The sequence below is a fragment of the Thermococcus sp. 21S9 genome (assembly GCF_012027635.1).
Taxonomy (GTDB): Archaea; Methanobacteriota_B; Thermococci; order Thermococcales; family Thermococcaceae; genus Thermococcus.
This window is the reverse complement of the sequence record NZ_SNUS01000001.1, coordinates 828,593-845,788: the sequence shown is the minus strand read 5'-3', so window position 1 is coordinate 845,788 and position 17,196 is coordinate 828,593. Positions and strand designations below refer to the sequence as shown.

The 17,196-nt window shown below is 55.1% G+C and carries 16 protein-coding genes; 6 read left to right on the top strand and 10 right to left on the bottom strand.

The features are described 5' to 3' along the window. Positions 1 to 29: 29 nt before the first annotated feature. Together E3E28_RS04850 and E3E28_RS04845 are read right to left on the bottom strand one after the other, a co-directional pair. On the bottom strand, positions 30 to 320 hold the full coding sequence (locus E3E28_RS04850; RefSeq protein WP_342764472.1) for a hypothetical protein: 291 nt from the start codon (positions 318 to 320) through the stop codon (positions 30 to 32). Further along, positions 320 to 724: a DUF61 family protein gene (locus tag E3E28_RS04845; RefSeq protein ID WP_167914257.1), complete on the bottom strand. Its 405-nt coding sequence runs from the start codon at positions 722 to 724 to the stop codon at positions 320 to 322. The genes E3E28_RS04850 and E3E28_RS04845 overlap by 1 nt, the downstream gene beginning before the upstream one ends. Positions 725 to 947: 223 nt before the next feature. Between E3E28_RS04845 and glnA the strand changes: the two genes are divergently transcribed. Beyond that, entirely contained in the window at positions 948 to 2,270 is a 1,323-nt protein-coding gene (gene glnA, locus E3E28_RS04840; protein ID WP_167914256.1) for a type I glutamate--ammonia ligase, read from the top strand. A 7-nt stretch (positions 2,271 to 2,277) separates the two neighbouring features. Here glnA and E3E28_RS04835 read toward each other — a convergent pair whose 3' ends face one another. The 8 genes from E3E28_RS04835 to E3E28_RS04800 form a co-directional block, all read right to left on the bottom strand. Beyond that, a complete protein-coding gene (locus E3E28_RS04835; RefSeq protein WP_167914255.1) occupies positions 2,278 to 3,123 on the bottom strand; it encodes an EamA family transporter in 846 nt (281 codons plus the stop codon). 9 nt (positions 3,124 to 3,132) lie between these two features. Beyond that, a complete protein-coding gene (locus E3E28_RS04830; protein ID WP_167914254.1) occupies positions 3,133 to 3,897 on the bottom strand; it encodes an NAD+ synthase in 765 nt (254 codons plus the stop codon). After that, the gene (locus E3E28_RS04825; protein WP_167914253.1) at positions 3,894 to 4,370 is read right to left on the bottom strand and encodes a hypothetical protein; all 477 of its coding nucleotides are present in this window, start codon (positions 4,368 to 4,370) and stop codon (positions 3,894 to 3,896) included. The genes E3E28_RS04830 and E3E28_RS04825 overlap by 4 nt, the downstream gene beginning before the upstream one ends. A gap of 21 nt (positions 4,371 to 4,391) precedes the next feature. Further along, positions 4,392 to 5,399, bottom strand: a complete 1,008-nt coding sequence (locus tag E3E28_RS04820; protein WP_167914252.1) for an ABC transporter ATP-binding protein — start codon at positions 5,397 to 5,399, stop codon at positions 4,392 to 4,394. Positions 5,400 to 5,409: 10 nt separating this feature from the next. Continuing rightward, positions 5,410 to 6,369: an ABC transporter ATP-binding protein gene (locus tag E3E28_RS04815; protein WP_167914251.1), complete on the bottom strand. Its 960-nt coding sequence runs from the start codon at positions 6,367 to 6,369 to the stop codon at positions 5,410 to 5,412. A gap of 10 nt (positions 6,370 to 6,379) precedes the next feature. After that, positions 6,380 to 7,924: an ABC transporter permease gene (locus E3E28_RS04810; RefSeq protein ID WP_167914250.1), complete on the bottom strand. Its 1,545-nt coding sequence runs from the start codon at positions 7,922 to 7,924 to the stop codon at positions 6,380 to 6,382. 10 nt (positions 7,925 to 7,934) lie between these two features. Then, the gene (locus tag E3E28_RS04805; RefSeq protein WP_342764471.1) at positions 7,935 to 8,975 is read right to left on the bottom strand and encodes an ABC transporter permease; all 1,041 of its coding nucleotides are present in this window, start codon (positions 8,973 to 8,975) and stop codon (positions 7,935 to 7,937) included. A 163-nt stretch (positions 8,976 to 9,138) separates the two neighbouring features. Next, positions 9,139 to 11,661 carry an ABC transporter substrate-binding protein gene (locus E3E28_RS04800; protein WP_167914249.1) on the bottom strand — a complete coding sequence of 841 codons (2,523 nt, stop codon included), beginning with the start codon at positions 11,659 to 11,661 and terminating at the stop codon, positions 9,139 to 9,141. A 339-nt stretch (positions 11,662 to 12,000) separates the two neighbouring features. Between E3E28_RS04800 and E3E28_RS04795 the strand changes: the two genes are divergently transcribed. Genes E3E28_RS04795 through E3E28_RS04775 form a run of 5 tightly spaced genes read left to right on the top strand, consistent with a single transcriptional unit; the run spans position 12,001 to position 17,195 of the window. Further along, positions 12,001 to 13,224: a dihydroorotase gene (locus E3E28_RS04795; RefSeq protein WP_167915210.1), complete on the top strand. Its 1,224-nt coding sequence runs from the start codon at positions 12,001 to 12,003 to the stop codon at positions 13,222 to 13,224. Next, on the top strand, positions 13,208 to 13,909 hold the full coding sequence (locus E3E28_RS04790) for a dihydroorotate dehydrogenase electron transfer subunit (protein WP_167914248.1): 702 nt from the start codon (positions 13,208 to 13,210) through the stop codon (positions 13,907 to 13,909). Before E3E28_RS04795 ends, E3E28_RS04790 begins: the two co-directional genes overlap by 17 nt. Positions 13,910 to 13,956: 47 nt before the next feature. Then, a complete protein-coding gene (locus E3E28_RS04785) occupies positions 13,957 to 14,859 on the top strand; it encodes a radical SAM protein (protein WP_167914247.1) in 903 nt (300 codons plus the stop codon). Positions 14,860 to 14,899: 40 nt separating this feature from the next. Then, positions 14,900 to 15,898 (top strand): ABC transporter permease, encoded by a 999-nt coding sequence (locus tag E3E28_RS04780; protein WP_167914246.1) that lies wholly within the window; start codon positions 14,900 to 14,902, stop codon positions 15,896 to 15,898. Next, positions 15,891 to 17,195, top strand: coding sequence for an ABC transporter permease (locus E3E28_RS04775; protein ID WP_167914245.1), 1,305 nt, complete (start codon positions 15,891 to 15,893; stop codon positions 17,193 to 17,195). The genes E3E28_RS04780 and E3E28_RS04775 overlap by 8 nt, the downstream gene beginning before the upstream one ends. The last annotated feature ends 1 nt before the right edge of the window (position 17,196 follow it).

Below are 17,196 nucleotides of genomic sequence, written 5' to 3'. Positions count from 1 at the left end.
CCCTCGAATTTAAACTTACCCATCAGACGTCAGCTGTGCACGAGGGCGCGATATAACAGAAATAGGCCCGTAACCAGGAGAAACACGGAGAACGCCAAGTAAAGGTGATAGAGTCCCAGGCCGGAGAAGTGCTCCCTAGCGACGAGGGCTATGGCCAGGAGCATCACCCCGTAGAGGAGGGCGAAGACTCCGAGGGCGAGCGACGTCTTTATGCCGAGGAGCACGAGGATTCCAAAGACCGCCCCGGCGAAAACCGTGACGTGGGGAACGGTAAAGGCGAGATAGTTAAGGAAAACCTTCCTGTCGTCGTCCATACCCATCACTCCGCTATGAATGCGTAGGTTGTGGTCGTCGGCAACTCTCTCCTCACCCTGGGGAGCAGGTACCTTGGGTAAAGCCTCTCCTCGGGCTCGTCAAGGGGGTCGTAGGAGCCGAGGAGCCTGTCTATCACCTTGACCGCGACCTTTCCCCTGACTCTGAAGTAGCCCCTGAAGTCGCTCACTATCTCAAGGACTATCGGGAGGAGCAGTTTCTCCTCGTCGCCGGGGTCAAGAAGACCCTTAATCCTCTCGAGCTCTGTTTTTCGGAAGGAGTGCACGCTTCCGTCCCGTAGCTTAACAGACGGCTCGCTGTCAGATATGAGCTGGGCGAGGGTTGGCCTCTTCGCAGGAAGGTGGCTGTTTATGCGATAGATTTCCCTTAGGAGGGCGTTTTCAGGGTTCATACGGGTGTCAATTCGAGCCGGGGCAGATAAACGTTGTTTGGCATTTTAATGTCAAAAGTTCAATTCACCAACCCAAAAATGTCCATTATTATGTCAAGACGATGAAACTCTCCGGCCCGTTTTCGTCAGGCATTCAAAAATTCAAGAGAAAGGGTTAATTAGGTGTATTCGTTCAGTAGTAGCCGGAAATAATTGAACGTTTAAACAATGAGGTGAGGAAAAAATGAACGAAAGTGCAAAGCTCCTCGGCGTCAGCGCAAAGGGCCCGAGGTTCCTCCAGCTCATATTCGTTGACATAAACGGCGTTCCAAAGGGAATGGAAGTCCCGATAGCGAGGTACGAGGAGGCAGTCGAGGAGGGCATAGCCTTCGACGGCTCCTCGATTCCCGGGTTCCAGGGCATAGAGGACAGCGACCTCATATTCAAGGCTGACCCGAGCACCTACGCCGAGGTTCCCTGGGAGGGCATAGCGAGGGTCTACGGCTACATATACAAGGACGGGAAGCCCTACAAGGCCGACCCAAGGGGAGTTCTCAGGAGGGCCCTTGAAAAGCTTGAGAAAGCCGGCTTCAAGGCATACATCGGGCCGGAGCCGGAGTTCTACCTCTTCAAGAAGAACGGAACCTGGGAGCTCCACATACCCGACAGCGGGGGCTACTTCGACCTCGTAACCCTCGACAAGGCCAGAGAGCTGAGGAGGGAGATAGCCCTCTACATGCCGGCCTTTGGCCTCGTTCCGGAGGTGCTCCACCACGAGGTCGGAAAGGCCCAGCACGAGATTGACTTCCGCTACGACGAGGCCCTCAAGACCGCCGACAACATCGTGAGCTTCAAGTACGTCGTCAAGGCCATCGCCGAGATGCGCGGTTTATACGCCACCTTCATGCCGAAGCCCCTCTACGGCTACCCCGGCAACGGAATGCACCTCCACATAAGCCTCTGGAAGGACGGAGAAAATGCCTTCATCGGCGAGGACGGGCTGAGCGAGACCGCTTTGCACTTCATAGCCGGAATACTGGAACACGCGAAGGCACTAACGGCCCTGACCAACCCGACCGTGAACAGCTACAAGCGTCTCGTTCCGGGCTATGAGGCTCCGGTCTACATCAGCTGGGGCTACAGGAACAGGAGCGCGCTAATCCGTGTCCCGGCCTTCTGGGGCAACGGGGCGAGGATAGAGTACCGCTGTCCGGACCCGAGCGCCAACCCGTACCTGGCTTTCTCGGCGATACTCCTGGCTGGACTCGACGGAATCAAGAGGAAACTCGAGCCAGAGGCCTATGTCGAGACCAACGTCTACGAGATGAGCGATGAGGAGAGGACCAAAGCGGGAATCGAGACCCTTCCTGGAAGCCTCGGAGAGGCGCTGGAGGAGCTGAAGAAGGACAGGGTTGTCAGGGAGGCGCTCGGAGAGGCCTACGATAACTTCATCGCCTACAAGGAAAGGGAGTGGAGCGAGTACGTTGCCTACCTCGAAAGCAGGGAACTCCCGCTTGAAACCAAGAAGGTTACCGAGTGGGAGCTCGAGAGGTACTTCTACGTTTGAGCCCTTCTCAGTTCTTTCCCTCCCTCATGTGCACGAGGATTGATGCCCCTATTATGAGCGCCCCACCGAGGAGCTGGAGTGGCGTTAGGGCCTCGCCGAACAGAATGTACGCGAGAACTATCGCCACCACCGGCTCAACGGTCGCAACTATGCTGGCCCTGCTGACCTCGACCTCCTTAAGGGCGTGGTTGTAGAGGGTGTAGCCGAGGAACGTCGGGAAGAAAGCCAGGCCGAGGAGGTAGGGAATCGCCCCCCTCGGAACGGAGAACTTAGAGAAGGGGGCGAGGAAGAACAGGCCGAAGAGCAGGGTCATGAAGAGAACCCTCTCGGGCCTCTCGTTCCTGACGCCGAACTTGGCGAGGACTCCGTAGAGGGCGTAGGTGAAGCCGGTCGCTATGCCGGTCAGCAAGGCCAAGTGGCTCACGTTGAAGTCAACGTTGCCGGCGACGAGGAGAACTCCAGCAAGGACCATCGCCAGGGCTATCGCCTTCTCGGTTATCACCGGCTCCTTGAAGATTAACCTGCCGAGGATTACCGAGAAAGCTGGGGCTGTGTAGACGAGCAGAACCGCGAAGCCAACTGATGAGATTTTAACGGTGTAGAAGTAGAGGGTGTAGAAGGCGAAAACTCCAACGAGACCGTAAACCGCGTAGAACCACAGCTTCTCGCGCGTGAAGGGGTTCTCGCGCAGGAAGAGCGAGATGTAGGTTCCGAGAATTATCAGAGCGAAGAGAACGCGCCAGAAGACCATCGTGAAGGAATCGACGCCGTAGCGGTAGATGTAGGTGGCGAAGATTCCCAGGGTTCCCCACATTGAAGCGGAAAGAAAAACGAGAAGGTAACCGCGCCTCATCGGCTCACCTCAGAAGCTCGGACCCAGTGGCAAACGGCGCTTGTGCTCGCTCCTCTTAACGAGGTTCTCAACGTATTCGACCCGCTCGATTGGTATGCCAAGTTCTTCGGCTATTTCTTCCTTGTCCTTCAGCAGGTCAACGAGGCGCCAGAGGATTTCGTCGAGGAGGCGGTAGCTTATGCCAAGCTCGTCTTCGTCGGTCTGGCCCTCCCAGAGGCCGGCGGTGGGTTTCTTCTCGATTATCCTCTCGGGAACGCCGACGAGCTTCGCTATTTCCCAGACCTCGGTCTTGTAGAGGTTTATGAGGGGTGCGTAGTCGCTCGCCCCGTCGCCCCACTTGGTGAAGTAGCCGGTGAGGAACTCGCTCCTGTTGCTGGTTCCGAGGACGAGGAGGTTCCTCTCGTTGGCGTGGGCGTACAGGAGAACCATCCTCGTTCTCGCCATGATGTTGCCGAGGCTCCTCTTGTCGGGCTGGAAGCCGAGCTGAGAAACGAACGAGTCAACGATGGGCCTTATGTTTATCTCCCTGCACTCGATTCCAAGGGAGGAGCAAACCAGTTTAGCGTCTTCAACGTCCCGGTTCTGGTAGTAGGGCATTATTAGACCGAGAACTTTTTCCTTCCCGAGGGCCCTAACCGCGAGGTAAGCCGTTGTTGCGCTGTCTATGCCCCCGCTTATCCCTATCACGACGCCCTCCGCTCTCGCCTCGTCCACTTTCTCCCGGATAAAGGCCGTGATTATCTCGACGACGGAGTTGTAGTCAAGCTCCCTCATTTCCTCTTCCCCCTGAGGGCGTGGGTGTATCCAACCCACAGGACAACGGTGCCGGCGAAGGCAAGGATTGCCGCGGGTATTGCGAGGTCGGAGTAGGGGTAGCTTATCGCCTTCGCCCTGTATGTGTAGGTGACGGTGCCGTTAATAACCCTTACTTCGGGCCTGTCGGTCGGGACGAAGGTGGCGTTTCCGGTTATGTTATACACGGCCGTGAAGTTGCCCCACGAAACCTGGACTGTTGCGTTCTTCGAGCTGAGGGACAGGCTCCTGTTGTAGTAGAAGTAGTGGCCTTCAAAGGTATCGTTGCCGAGCGTGTGATTACCTGGACCGAGGGTTCCGCTTGAGGAGTAAGAAGGATGTCCGGTCTGGAAGACGGCTATTGCAGACAGAACCATGGCGAGCAGTATCATTATGAAGCCTGCCATAACAAGCCTTGAGTTCAGAAACACTTTGAGGGCTTCGTTCATGGGCATCACCGAGAAAAAAGAAAGGGGTCAGAACTTGCCAACGAGGTGGCACTCTGCCCAGTGGTTGTGCTCGTACTCGATAAGCTTCGGGTGTTCAACGTCACAGAGGCCCTTCTTGGCGTAGATACACCTCGGGTGGAACCTGCATCCCGGCGGAATGTTGACGGCGCTCGGGACCTCACCCTTAATCGGGAGCTCCTTGATGACGTTTCTCCTCTCGGGCTTCGGCTCGGGAACCGCCGCCAGCAACGCCCTGGTGTACGGGTGGAGCGGGTTGTCAATGACCTTCTCAGCAGGGCCCATTTCGACGATTCTACCGAGGTACATGACCGCCATCCAGTCAGCGAAGTACCTTGCCGTTGACATGTCGTGGGTAATGTAGAGGTAGGTAACGCCCATCTTGTCCTTGAGGTTCTTCATGAGCTCGAGAATCTCCGCACGAATCGACACGTCAAGCATCGACACAGGCTCATCCGCAACGATGAACGTCGGGTTCAGGATGAGGGCCCTTGCAATAGCGACACGCTGTCTCTGTCCACCGGAGAGCATGTGCGGGAACCTGCCGACGTACTCTTCCGGAGGCGTTATTTTGACCATCTCAAGGGCCTTGTAGATGAGCTCCTCACGCTCGGCCCTGGTCTCACCGATGCCGTGAATGAGGAGGGGCTCTTCAAGGACGTCGAAAATCCTGAAACGCGGGTTGAGTGAGGCGAACGGGTCCTGGAATATCATCTGAACCTTCCTTCTGTAGGCAAGGATTTCCTCCTTGGTCTTAATCTCGGTGACGTCCTCGCCCTCCAGGTAAATCTTACCGTCGGTCGGTTCGAGGAGCTTGACTATGAGCCTTCCTGTGGTGGACTTACCACAGCCACTCTCACCGACGAGTGCAAAGACCTGCTGTTTGTAGATTTCAAAGCTGACTCCGTCAACCGCGTGAACGAAGCGCTGAGGCTCACCGCGCAGACCGGCGAGGAAGCCCCTCTTGAGCGGGAAGTACTTCTTGAGGTTTTCAACCTTGAGTATCGGCTCGGCCATTCTCAACACCTCACAGCAACCAGCATGCCGCGTAGTGGTCCTTATCAATCTCCTTCAGCTCGGGCTCCTGCTCCTTACAAACGTCCATCGCGTAGGGGCACCTCGGGTGGAAGCGACAGCCCTTCGGCGGGTTGATGAGGTTGGGTGGCTGTCCTGGGATGAATTCGAGCCTCTCAACGTCCTCGTGAAGCCTCGGTATTGCCGCGAGGAGCTTCTGGGTGTACGGGTGGGCCGGCTCGTAGTAAATCTTCTCGCTGTCTCCAATCTCGATTATCTTACCCGCGTACATGATGGCGACCTTGTCGCTAATCTCTGCAAGGATACTGAGGTCGTGGGTGATGAATATCATCGAGAGGTTGAGTTCCTTCTTGAGCCTCTTCATGAGGTTGATAATCTGCGCCTGGACGATAACGTCAAGGGCCGTCGTCGGCTCGTCCGCTATGACGACGCTCGGTTCCATGAGGAGGGCCATGGCAATGACGACACGCTGTTTCATACCACCCGAGAGCTCGTGGGGGTAGCGGTAGACTATCTCCGGGTCAAGACCGACGAGCTCAAGGTACTTCTGGGCCCTGTCAAGGGCCTCCTCCTGCTTCATGCCCTTGTGGTATATGAGGGGCTCGGTCATCTGGAAGCCGATGGTGTAAACCGGGTTGAGGGCGTTCATTGCTCCCTGGAATATCATCGAAATCTTCTGCCAGCGGATTTCCCTTCTGAGGACGTCCTCGGGGAGACCGACTATCTCCCTGCCGTCAATCTTGATGCTTCCGTCGACTATCTTTCCTGGCGGGGTGGGCATACCCAAAAGGGTAAAACCAAGGGAGGACTTGCCACATCCACTTTCTCCGGCAAGTCCAAGCACTTCTCCCTTCTTGAGGTCGAAGCTGATGTTGTCAACGGCCTTGACGACACCCTTGCTGGTGAAGTAATACATCTTGAGGTTCCTAACTTCAAGGACGTTCTTAGTCATCTAAACCACCTCACGCGCGCTTGAGCCTCGGGTTGAGCACGGTGTCGAGCGAGACACCAATCAGGACGAATATCAGTCCGACGAAGGCTATTGCCAGTCCGGGCGGAATGACCTGCCACCAGTAGCCGTTGAGTGTAGCACCGTTGGCGTTGGCGTTGTTGAGCATCTGACCCCAGGTAATCATGTTGTTGCTCGTAAGGCCAAGGAAACTCAGACCGGCCTCACTGAGGATAGCTCCCGGAACGCTGAGGGCTATGCTTGCGAACGCGTACGGGAGGAGCTGTGGAACTATGTGCTTGAAGACTATCCTTCCGGTGCTCGCACCGAGGGCCCTCGCCGCCTCAACGTAGGTCTGCTCCTTAATCTGGAGCGCCATACTCCTCGCGACCTTGGTGGTTCCCATCCATCCGAAGAGCACCAGGATGAAGACAAGCTGTTTGAGCGAAATCCTGCCTCCGAAGTACAGCGAAAGCAGGATGAGCATCGGAAGCACCGGCAGGGTCATCATGAACTCGGTGAACCTCTGTATTGCCTCGTCCGCCCATCCTCCAAGGTATGCGCTCGTAACTCCAACGAGGATTCCGATGAGGACGGTACTGACTGAAACCGATATACCAATCGCAAGGGCAACGCGGATACCCCAGAGGAGGCCTATGGCTATGGGCCTTCCATACTGGTCGGTTCCAAGGAGACCATAAGTTCTACCGACCATTGCAACCTTGAAGTTGCTGAAGTCAACCTTAACGTAACTCGGGGCGGTGATAACTATGGTGAACTTGTAGGTTCCCTTGAGGGGCTCGGGTGAGTTTATTATCTGGTCGAGCGGGCGGAGCTTTCCGTTGTCGGTCATCTTACCGAAGATGACCCTCATCGGGTCCATCGACTGGAAGTAACCGTAGAGGGTGGAGTTCATCTGAATCTGCTGGGTGAGGTACATGAGCTTCATGTCCATCGGGAGGCTGTCCGGGAGTTGCATCGGAATCTTGAAGACACCGTTCTCGTAGAGCCAGTAGAATATGAGGCTCTTAACCTGCTGGGTGTAGGCGAGCTGGATGACACCGCTTGACGGAAGCTGGGTGTTGTGGAGGAGCATCATGGTGTTGTACTTGAGGCCGTCCTCTTTGGGTCTCTCAACGTACATCGTAACGACAGGGTTGTCCTGGGGCTTGGTGGCGGTGGAGTTGAGTCCGGTAATGACTATGTCCTTGGGCGGTACATCATAGTTCATATCGTACGTGAACGTCATCTTGTAAACCGTGTAACTGCCGTTCTCGGTCTTCACTATGTGCAGGTTCTTCTCGGTGTACTCAACCTGAGTGGCCCTCTTCTCGCTTGTGAAGTAGTTCTCCCAGGAGGGAGGCGCGTTCTTTGGGTTGGTAATCCACGCGGTTCCGGTCTGCCACTCCTTGGGTATGTTTGGACTTGTAATGTAAGGAGCGGCGATTGCAAGGACTATGAGGACTATGAGGAAAAATAATCCGAACATTCCACTCTTCTGGTGCTTGAAATCGCTCCAAAACCTCTTGACGCTGTCCTTGAAATCAACCCATCTCATTTACACCACCTCACGAGCGGGCAGCGGCACCAATCCTGACCCTCGGGTCGAGGTACGCGTACAGTATGTCCGCAAGCACCATCGAGAAGACGGTCATCATTGCGAACATGTAGTTCAGTGCCATCATGGTCTTAACTGCGTTGAGCTGGAGTGCTTCGTAGTAGAGACGTCCCATTCCCGGCCAGTTGAAGACTATCTCCGTGATTATAGCACCACCAAGGGAGCCTATGAGACCGAAGATGACCATGGTGATAATCGGCGGAGCGGCTGCCTTGAGGGCGTGGCCGTAGATAATCTTCCTCTCCGGAACACCCTTGGCCCTCGCAACCATGATGAAGTCTTCCTGCATGGTTCCAATCATGATGTTTCTTGTGGTCCAGGCCCAGCCACCGAAGAGGTTTATGACTATGGTGAGAACCGGGAGGCTCATCTTCTTGAGTATGTTGGTCCAGCCTGAGACTTCAACCTGCGAGTACAGGGTTATTGGTAGCCAGCCGAGGTAGACGACGAAGATAAGTATCATGAGCATTCCAAGCCACCACATCGGAAGGCTCGTGGTGACCATTGCCAGGATGGATATCGTTCTGTCGAGCAGGCTTCCTGGACTGCGGGCGCTCTTGATACCGAGTGCAAGACCGATTATGATAACCAGGATTTCAGCCGTCGTGAACAGGAGTATTGTCCTTGCGAGGGCGGTCTTAATCTGGTCAACTATGACCGTCGTTCCAAACACCTTCTGGAACGATTGACCCCAATGGAACGTGAACGTATTTATCGCGTATTCCCACGTCCGCTTCCAGTACGGCTGGTCAAGGTGGTAGTAGTGAATCCTGGACTGCTTGTACTGTTCAATCATCTGTTCGGTGGGCTTCTCGTGGTGGGTCTGGGTGTAGCTTCTAACCCACTGCTGAACCTCGGAGTTTACCTGGTCAGTCAACTGGATTGTCGCGAGTTTCGTGAAGAGGGCGGACATCAGTAGAACCGCCAGGAAGAGGATTATCACAGCGTTTACCAGACGGTACGCCACGTACTTTCCAAAGCTCATCCCCATTCTATCCCCTCCAGCAACGATACTACTGGCTCTCCATGAAGTCAACTTTTACGTGCCAGTTAAAGTTTAAATAGTTTTCCCCAAAACGAGCACAAATGTACACATTTTGAACACGAGAACAGGGGTGTTCATCAAAGGGAACAAGAAAAAGAGGGGAAGGAAATCACTTCCTCCTCCTGAGGAGGAGTGGCAGGACGGCGAGTCCGACTATGAAGGCCGGACCACAGATTCCGCCACCGCTTGAAGTGCTCGAGGTGCTTGAGGTGGGCTGGCTGGTGCTGGTGGTCGGCTGGCTGGTGGTAGTGGTCTGCTGCTGGCTGCTGCTGGTAGTGGTGGTCTGCTGGGTGCTTGAGGTGGTAGTGGTCTGGGTCTGGGCCGGCTCGATTGACCTGGCGGCGATGAAGCTACCGACACCGCTTATCGGGTCAACGAACTCGACCTTTATCTTCTTGCTGGTGAGGAAGAAGTTCCAGGTCTCAGCGGTGTAGACACGCGGAGCGTTGTAGGCGTGGACAGCGTAGGCGAGGGTGTAGAGGTCCCAGAACTGGTTGAGGTCCTGGAGCCTGATGGTGTCGTTGTTCGGTCCGGTCCACTTGGCGTAGGCGAGGAGGCTGGCGAGGTCGTAGCCGGTCCAGTCAAGGAGTGGCTTGAGCTTGTCCGGGGTGTTGTAGTACTTGAGGTTGAGCTCCTGGATGAACTTGTTGAGGTCGCCACCGGCGATGACCTTGACCATGTCACCGACGGTTATCGGGTTGTGGTAGTCGGTACCCCAGTTCGGGTCGACGTAGATGTCGAAGAACCAGTAGTCCCAAGCGAGGCTGGCAACGTCCTGGATTCCACTGCTGACCCAACCCTCAGTGTAGACGCTCCACTGGAGGGTGGCCGGGTCGCTGAGGTAGACGGTCTTGCTGGCCTGGCTCCTCTGCCACTGGAGGAGGTCAACCTTGAAACCAGCCTTCTGAAGAACCTGAGCAACGTACTTACCCTCATCAAGCCTCTCGTCCTCAACACGGGCGATTACCTTGACGGTAACAGGCTCGCCGTTGAAGTACCAGATGCCGTCCTTCTTCTCAAGGGTGTATCCCTTGGCCTTGAGGTTCTGGGCGGCCTTGTTCATGGCGTCGTCAATCATCTTGATTGCGTAGGCCTCGTCACCCTGCGGGGTGAAGCCGAGAGCCTTGGCAACGGTCATTATCCTGGCGTAGGCGTCGACCTGACCGCTGACCTCAGGACCGAACATCGGAGCACCGCTTCCCTGGAGTATCTGGCTGACGATGTACTGCCTGTTGATGAGCCAGTTCATGGCGTACCTAACCTCACGGAGCGCAAACGGGTTGAACTTCTCGGTTCCACTTGAGTTGACGAGACCGGTCTGCGGGTCACCGACGAGGTTGAGGTCAAGGGCCCACCAAACGGCTATGGTCTTAATCGGGTTGAGGTTGTTACCGTACTCCTGGAGGGCCTTGGCGAGCTTGTTGTACGGCCTGGCGTACCAGTAGAGGTCGTACTCGCCCTTGGCAACGGCGAGGATGGCGGTGTCGTCGTTAAGGCTTCCGTAGATGTCGATTTCCTTCCAGTACGGGTCCCACGGAAGCTTCTTACCGTTAACCTCACCCGGATAACCAATCCTCTTGTTGTCGGCGACCTTAAGAACAACGGTCATGGCCTTCGGGTCGTACTTCTCAACGTAGTACGGACCGTCGCCGATTATGGCGTTGTTGTACTTGTCAATCCAGCTGATAACGGCCTCATAACCCTTCTTGGCCATGTCGGTGGTGAGTCCAGCCTGGTCCTCGGTGATGCCCCACTTCTGGAGAACCGGCTTAACGGTCTCGAGCCAGACGGGGATGAGCTTTCCGCTGTTGAGGATGGCCTGAGCCTCGGCCTTGAAGTACTTCATCTGGTCCGGGTCAATCATATCAATCTGGTAACCGTTCTGCGGCTGCTCGCTCCAGGAGAAGGCCTTGTCCTCAACACCGTTGGCAACCATCTCGCTCATAACGTTGTAGAGCTCCCACGGAACGCTCGGCTTGACACCGAAGTTAAGGGCGGTGGCCCACTTGCTGTACGGGACGACGTAGTCCTGGTAGACGGTGTACTCGATGTAGTCGTCGGTGACCTTGTCAACCTTGAGACCCATTATGTTCTTAAGGGTTCCCTGGAGGTTGTTGCCCCACTGCTCGTCGTAGTACTTGTCGTCCTTGCCGTTCTGATAGGCCCACTCCCAGGTCATGGCGTAGTCGAAGAGGTAGTCGGCGAGGGTTATCTTCTGGCCGTCAACCCAGGTTCCGAGACCGCACTTCCAGGTTATGGCACTCTTGGCGGTCTCGCCAGCGTAGGGGCTAACCCACTGCTTCTGGGTTCCGTTCCAGATAACTGCGTCCTCAGGAACCTGAACGTTGTACTTGACGTCAACGAGCTGGCACCTGTAGTCGTGCCTCTGGGCGTCCGGACCCATTACAACCATCGGGTCGTTGAGGAAGTACCAGATGCGGTTGGTGTAGACGTCGGTCATTCCGCTCGGGGACGGGTTGAAGACACCCATGAAGAGACTGCCCTGAGCGGCAAGGTACACGATTTTAAGCTTGTCTCCCTGGACGCTCTGGGCGCTCGCTGGCTTGGCAACCAAGAAAACGCTAAACAACATCAAGCCCATAACGAACAGGCTTAGGGCTTTCCTATTCATACTCCACTGCCTCCTTCACTTTTTGGCAACGTTGCCACATACGGCGTATAATGGCATGAAGCTATACATTCGAGCCCTATTTAAGGGTTACGTTATTGTAAAAGGAACGAGAATGCAACTCAGAGGACAATGGAGCTATCCAAAATCAACCGAAATCTCAGGCACGAACTAAACTATGCGATACAGAACACCCAAGTTTACAGGATTAGGGGATTAATTACGAGCAAATAAAAGTTTGGCCAATTATCAGGACTATAGAAACCCGGAAAAAGTATCTGCACCCGATTTCAGAATCAAAAATCTTAAAACCCCGGTCAGAAAAACCCCGTGCGGGCTTCAATGCACGAGCTCGTTTTGGTCGGCAAGTTAGTAGTGGGTGGAAAGGTCATCACCGGCAGTGTGGGAATCGATGAGGGGCGGATATCCGCCATAAAAACCGGTGAAATCCCCGGTGAAAGGCGAATCAACCTGTCCCAGTACCTCATTCTACCAGGTTTAATAGACACTCACGTTCATCTCAGGGACTTCGAGCAGGGGAACAAAGAAACAATTGAAAGCGGAACGAAATCGGCCATACACGGGGGAATCACGGCCGTTTTTGACATGCCCAACACGAAGCCACCCGTTATGGACTCCAAGACCTTCGAGAAGCGCCTTGAGCTCTTCAGAAGGAAGGCCTACGCCGACTACGCCCTCGGCTTTCTGATAAGGAACAACTGTGAAGAGGCCGAAAAAGCCCGGGCAGACTTCTACAAGGCCTTCATGGGAGCATCGACGGGTGGAATTTACTCGGAGAACTTTGAGAGGGATTATTCCTGCTCACCAGGCATTCTGAGCGTCCACGCGGAAGATGCTGGGCTAATTCAGGAGAAGCCCGAGAGGCCACCCGAGGTCGAAGAAGTTGCCGTAAAGCGGGCCCTTGAAAGCGCCGAGAGACTCAAAAAGCCCCTCAACATCTGCCACGTCTCAACGAAAGGGGGAATTGAAGCCATACTCCGGAAAAACCTCCCCTGGGTGAGCTTCGAGGTCACTCCTCACCACCTGTTCCTAACGAAAAAGGATTACGAGAGGAACCCGCTCCTCAAGGTCTACCCCCCGCTGAGGACGGAGGAGCACGTTAAAGCGCTCTGGGAGAACTTCTCGCGGATTCCGATAATAGCGAGCGACCACGCACCCCACACGCTCGAGGACAAGAGAAACGGCTCGGCAGGAATCCCGGGGCTCGAGACAGAGGTTGCGCTCCTCCTCGATGCGGTGAACAGGGGGATGATTAGCATCTTTGACATCGTGGAGAAGATGCACAACAACCCGGTTAAGGTCTTCGGAATCCTGGGCAGGGACCTCGCCGTCGGAAATGATGCGACCTTTACGGTCGTTGACCTTAAGCGGGAGTGGACGGTCAAACCGGGGGAGTTCTACACCAAAGCTAAATGGAGCCCATGGGAGGGAAAAAAGCTGAAGGGGAAGGTTGTAATGACGATTCTCCGCGGAAGGGTCGTTATGGAGGAAGATGAAATCGTAGGAAAGCCGGAGGGGGTTCGTTTGGATGTACAGCGTGGTTGAGCTGAGGGAAACCTGGGAGGTTGCGAAGGACGTCAGGGCCTTCAGGCTCTCGAAGGGGTTCGACTTCACGCCGGGGCAGTTCGTCATGGTCTGGCTTCCCGGAGTCGGCGAGAAGCCCTTCAGTCTGGCGTGGAAGGACCTGCTCGTCGTCAAGCGCGTCGGGCCCTTCACCTCAAAGCTCTTCGAGCTGGAGGAAGGCCAAAGGCTCTGGGTTCGCGGGCCCTACGGGAGGGGCTTCGAGAGGAAGTGGAGAAGGGTAGCGCTCGTCGCTGGAGGAATCGGGATTCCACCGCTCTACGCACTTGCAAAGGCCTGGAGAAATGAGTTCGAGAGGATAACCCTAATCTACGGCGCCCGCTCGAAGGAAGAGTTGGCGCTACTCGACATTGAAAACTACGTGGACGAAGTTGTAATCACCACAGACGATGGCTCTGCAGGTAGAAAGGGCTTCCCAACGGACGTCTTAGCGGAGAGAAAGGAAGAGTTCGACGGCGTTTACGCCTGCGGTCCGGAGCCGATGCTGAAAGCTGTGCTCAAGGTCATGGACTACGAAAACGTCCAGGTCTCGGCGGAACGCTACATGAAGTGCGGAATCGGCGTCTGCGGTTCCTGCAACCTCGGAAAATACCTGGTGTGCAGGGACGGCCCGGTCTTCGAGGGGGTTCAGCTCAGGGGACTTCTCTGACCAATCACCTTTTTAAGCCCCTTTTCTCCGCTCCGGCCGGTGAGAGGATGAGGTACAGCTGGGAGGAGTTCGCGAGGAAGATGGGCGTCGAGCCCCAGGTTTTGGAGAACGAAGAGGCGAGGCTTCTAAAGAAGTTCGTTGACGATATGCTCCACCCGAGTCACTGTCAATACTGCCAGGGCCTCGATTTGAGCAATCCGAACCCCGTTCACCACCCGAGCTACGAGCTTACTCCAGCGTGCAATCACGACTGCATCTTCTGCTACTCGAACGTCGCGGTGAAGCTCGGAAAGGCGCCAAAACCGGGCTACTATGGCTGGGAGAACCCGAAGGCGATAACCGTTTCGCAGTACGGGGAACCACTGCTGAGCAAACGGATAGTGGAGGTCAACAGAATGCTCCGCGAGAGGTTTCCGGAGGCGAGGCTCGACCTGCAGACGAACGGCTCGCTCCTCACCGAGGAACTGTGGAGCAAGCTGGACTTCGATATGGTGATGATAAGCCTCGACGCCTCGACGCGCGAAAAGCACCTCAAAATTACGAACGCCGACACCTTCGATGCCGTCGTCAACGCGCTGAGGATAGTCGGGAGCGATAAGAGCGTCCGCTCGGTTGTGAGAACAATATTCATGCCCGGGATAAACGACGAGGACATACCGAGGATAGCCGAGCTGGCATCTTCGCTTGGAATAGACGAGATGCACCTACAGCCGTTGACGGTTCACGAGCTCAACGTGGAAAGACTAAAGAAAGCGGGTCTCGACTTCGAGAGGGCGGAGAGCATGCGGGAGCTCCTCAAAACCGCGATGGAGGCGAAGAAGTACATAGACGTCAGAATAAGCGGTTGCCTTTTAGCCCAGCTCAAGAGGATGGACGCGCTCACGCTCTTCAGCGTCAAGAGGGTCGCGAGAGAGGTAGCACCGGTTGTGAAGAGGGAGCGGAAGGATTAAAACCGCAACTTTTTTATTAACTACATTTGTAATTTTGGTGATGAGCCCAAAAATAATCAAGGTTATCCTTCAAGAGTTGGCGATATTCACAACTGTTATTGTGATACTCTCCATCCTCACAGCCTCAGCGGAGGTATCCTGTGGCAACGCGTCCGTGAGCAATGAAATGAACCTCCTCAAGTTCCCAGAGTTGCTAAAGAGTCAGCTGAAGTACTCGCTCGACATCTTCAAGAACGAGGGGAACAGGGTAATCACGATACAGCACGGCAACACTACAAGCACTATAATAATTCCATCTCCCCACGAAACATTCGTATCGGTCGTGGGAACAACGCCCGGTAGGGCCATACTCCTGACCCTGACAATCCTATCGATTTCGCTCCTGCTTATCTTTATCATCGGTGTCGTATGGGGCCTTAGGGCAGGTTACAGGGGAGGGCGCTCCGATAGAATCCTTCAGTTCCTCGGACCCGCGTTCTCCGCAATCCCCGGCTGGTTCTGGGCAGTTGCACTCCTCTGGGTCTTCTGGTGGAAACTCAGCGTTTTTCCCCTGAGCTACATCGACTACATCCACAGGGCAAGTGTCGAGGGCAACGTAACGGTTCTCACCCATCTAAAGGGTCTCGCCCTGCCGATTATCACCTTAACCCTGGTAAACGTCCCGGTTTACGCTATGAACGTCAGGAACCTCGTGGTGAGGGCAAAGAACGAGGACTACATTCTGACAGACGTGCTGAAGGGCCTTCCAGACGACAGGATAGAACGCAAGCTCCTTCGGGTTGTCCTTCCAAGCTTTCTAACCTTCACAAGCTACAGCTTCCTGAATCTGCTCATGAACGACATGGCCGTTGAGGTGCTCTTCAATGTCCCGGGAATCGGAATGACGTTTCTGATTGGCGTTGGCATGCTGATTCATAGTGGATTTGGGGACATGTTCTTCTTCGCGAGTCTCGTCATGTCAGCCATGTACTTCATGAACGCCTCGATATTCGAGAGCCTGTATCTAAAGCTCGACCCGAGGGTGAGGCGGGATGCGTAAGCTCTCAATCGCTATAATCGTTTTCTTCGTGGGTTTCGCTCTGGTGGGGCCCCACATGGTCGTGAGGGAGGGCATCCAGAACTGGAACAACATCACGTATTGGAAATACAACCCAACAGGTGTCCCGCCGGAGTGGTACGGGGAACTAACGGGGCTCCCCAGGACGGAATGGCTCCACGGGACTTACATCAACGGGAGTTTTGTGTATCGCTACGAGTTCCATTACAAGGAAGTACCCCAGGGCATCCTCGTTATCCCCAACCTCACGCGGGACCTCAGGGTAACCATCATTGACCCCAGAGGAAAGGAGTACCCGCTCTGGAACGGGATAATCCCAAATTCACTCAACCTCGGCACCCTCAGCTCATCTATAATGAATATCGCGGAGGAGAAGTGCAATCCGAAGCCCACCTGGTCCCAGCTCCTCTTCCACAACCCGCTCAGGGCCATTTTTGCAGAACCCGGAACCGACTGCGTGTTTCACTTCAAGCCCATGAAGGGCACCTACACGATAGTTATAACAGGAACCTTTGGAAAGCTCGAACCCGGCGATGAGCCGAGGGTCAGAATTCTCGGGATGAGCTACGGCAGGATGGGAACGGACTTCTACGGAAGGGACATCTGGACTGGCTATGCCTACGGTGCACGGGAGACGATAACGATTTCCATAATCGGGGCGAGTATCTTGGCGGTTCTGGCCCTTGCTGTAGGTTCACTAAGCGTCCTCTCCACCCGTTTTGGGTCTGTTATCAACGCCTTCTCAAAGGTTCTGACGTCAGTTCCGTCCCTCTCCCTCGCGGTTCTCCTTGTGGCGATTCTTGGCCGGGTTAAATCCGGTCCAAACCCAATGACCATCATCATACAGGTCAACCCGTACCTGATGGCCCTGATAGTGGCGCTGATATTCATAGGAACGTCCTCAAGGGAAATCCGCTCGATAGTCGAGGAAGAGCTGAGGAAAGACTACATAGAGTCGAGCAGGGCAATGGGGGCAAGCGCCCTCCAAATACTGAGGCTTCACGTTCTTCCGGTTCTGCTTCCCTATGTGATTTACCTGTTCGCAATTTCCGTGCCAGGGATAATAGCCTTCATCACCCTCCTCGGGTTCTTTAACGTCATTCCCGGGTTCAACTGGGGCACCATTATGAGCACGCCCCTGATGGGAGGAATAACGAAGTACGTTCCCTACTGGTGGGAGATAGTCCCTCTCGGCCTGTCCCTCGGATTAATAGCCTACGCCTTCATAGACCTTGGCAGGTTCGTCGAGGCAAGGTTCCTCGAAAGGCCTAAAACCTGAA